3 protein-coding genes, 1 tRNA gene and 1 pseudogene are annotated in these 2,255 nt (G+C 66.6%); 1 reads left to right on the forward strand and 4 read right to left on the reverse strand.

Annotated features, from left to right (window positions below):
* From VGH54_RS18575 to VGH54_RS18590, 4 genes are all read right to left on the reverse strand, one after another.
* Positions 1–75, reverse strand: a tRNA-Val gene (locus tag VGH54_RS18575).
* A 55-nt stretch (positions 76–130) separates the two neighbouring features.
* On the reverse strand, positions 131–592 hold the full coding sequence (locus VGH54_RS18580; protein ID WP_331513547.1) for a peroxiredoxin: 462 nt from the start codon (positions 590–592) through the stop codon (positions 131–133).
* On the reverse strand, positions 592–1,014 hold the full coding sequence (locus VGH54_RS18585) for a DUF3052 domain-containing protein (protein ID WP_331513548.1): 423 nt from the start codon (positions 1,012–1,014) through the stop codon (positions 592–594). Before VGH54_RS18585 ends, VGH54_RS18580 begins: the two co-directional genes overlap by 1 nt.
* Positions 1,015–1,113: 99 nt before the next feature.
* A complete protein-coding gene (locus VGH54_RS18590; protein ID WP_331513549.1) occupies positions 1,114–1,686 on the reverse strand; it encodes a hypothetical protein in 573 nt (190 codons plus the stop codon).
* Between the two features lie 185 nt (positions 1,687–1,871).
* Between VGH54_RS18590 and VGH54_RS18595 the strand changes: the two are divergent.
* Positions 1,872–2,255 (forward strand): annotated as a pseudogene (locus VGH54_RS18595) (pyruvate dehydrogenase (acetyl-transferring), homodimeric type); the annotation flags it as partial.

Below are 2,255 nucleotides of genomic sequence, written 5' to 3' on the forward strand. Positions count from 1 at the left end.
TGGTGGGCGCGGACGGTATCGAACCGCCGACCGCTGGTGTGTAAAACCAGAGCTCTACCACTGAGCTACGCGCCCGTGCGGCGCCAAGATACCGCCCGCCGTGCCCTGGCCCCAAAACAGCCCAGCGAGTTCAGGCGTTCAGCGCTGTCAGCGCCTCGATCCACAGCCGCTGGTCACGCGCCTCGCCGGGCTGATTCATCTCGGCGAACCTGATCGTCCCGGACCGGTCGACCACGAACGTGCCGCGGTTGGAGACGCCGGCGCCGTCGTTGAACACCCCGTAGGCGTGGCTAACGGCCCCGTGCGGCCAGAAATCGGAAAGCACCGGGAACAGGAATCCGCTTTCGGTGGCCCACACCTTGTGTGTGGGCGCCGGACCCACCGAGATGGCGAGCACGGCGCTGTCGTCATTCTCGAAGTCGGGCAGATGGTCGCGCAGCTGATCGAGCTCGCCTTGGCAGATGCCGGTGAAGGCCAGCGGAAAGAACACCAGCAGCACATCTTTCGCGCCGCGAAAGTCACTGAGGGTGACCGGCTGTCGGTTCTGGTCGTGCAGCGTGAAGTCCGGTGCGCTCACGCCGACCGGAAGCATCAGCGCCGCGCGGCGCGCGACTTCGGTTGCACCAACCGGCTGCCGCTCCAGTCTCCGAGGTTGACCGACGAGGTCGGCATCAGCCCCGCGGTGGGCGCCGACTCGGCGATCTCAGCCGGTTGCACGTGACCCGGACGGCCGGTCTTGGGTGTGAGCACCCAGATCACGCCGTCGTCGGCCAACGGCGTGATGGCGTCCATCAAGGTGTCGACAAGGTCGCCGTCGCCGTCGCGCCACCACAGCAAGACGATGTCGACCACCTCATCGGTGTCTTCGTCGAGCAACTCCCCACCGCACGCATCCTCCGCGTCGGCGCGGATATCGTCGTCGGTGTCCTCGTCCCAACCCCACTCTTGGACAACCTGCCCTCGTTGGATGCCCAGTTTGCCGGCATAACCCGGGGCGTCATCCGCCGCGACCACCGTGCGACCTCCTTGTCAGATCCATGCCATTCGAGCGCGAAACACGCCGTGCGATGCAATTTATCGTCGCACAGCCCGTAGCGTTGCACATCCGCCGACTCAAAGGGATGCCCGGCAACGCTTGACGGCTTCACCCTTGGCGTCGTTGAGCAGATTGACCCGCTGATTGAACTGGTCGATGCCGGAATGCGCGCGGATCGCGTTCGCGACGGCGCGGGCGGCGTCGTTGTAGGCGTTCAAGGCCTCCCGCAGTTGCTGTGACAGCGGGCCGTTGCTGTCGCCCTCGACCGCGTCGGCGCTGTGTGTGAGCGCGTCGATCGCGGGCTGCTCGGCAGCCGAGGTGTCGCCGCCCCGGTTGTAGGCGGCGACGAAGTCGTTCACCCGGTCGACGGCCTCTTTGCTGCTGGTGACAAACGACTCGCACACCTTGACCACGGCCTGCGTGGTCAACTGCTGCTGATGCCGCGACTCCCTGACGCTCGAGGTGGCGATCGAGGCCGACACCGACGCGGAGACCGAGGCGCGATAAGCCGGAGCGATCGCCATGTCGGCGCCCGGCGTGCCGTCGGTGACGGTCGTGCACCCGGCGACGGCGATCAGGACGGCCGCGACGCAGCCCGCCGCCCGCGTAGCACCGCCCCAGCCGGGCCATCCAACCGATCCGATCCGCACAGGTTAAGACGTTACCGGGTAGCGACCACGGCAACCCTCGATGGGGACTACGCGGGGTAACACCCGGTGCGGCACGATAGGAGCAACCCCGACAAGGGCCACAGCACCGACCACAACCAAAGACGTCAATCCGCGACGGCTCGATCAGCCACAAGCCGGCCAGCCGTCACATAAGGAGTAGTGCGTTGACCACCGAATTCGTCCGCCACGATCTGGCGAAGAATCCAACCGGCACAAGCGAACCCGACCGTGTGCGGGTGATTCGCGAAGGGGTTGCGTCGTATCTCCCGGACATCGACCCGGAGGAAACCGCCGAGTGGCTGGAGTCCTTCGATGAGCTGCTTGAGCGTTCGGGGCCGTCGCGGGCGCGTTATCTGATGCTGCGGTTGCTGGAGCGGGCCGGCGAGCAGCGGGTGGCCCTGCCGTCGCTGACATCGACCGACTACGTCAACACCATCCCGACCGAGATGGAGCCCTGGTTCCCCGGCGACGAGGATGTCGAACGCCGCTACCGGGCCTGGATCAGATGGAACGCCGCCATCATGGTGCACCGGGCGCAGCGCCCGGGA

Source organism: Mycobacterium sp., assembly GCF_036488105.1.
Classification (GTDB): Bacteria; Actinomycetota; Actinomycetes; order Mycobacteriales; family Mycobacteriaceae; genus Mycobacterium.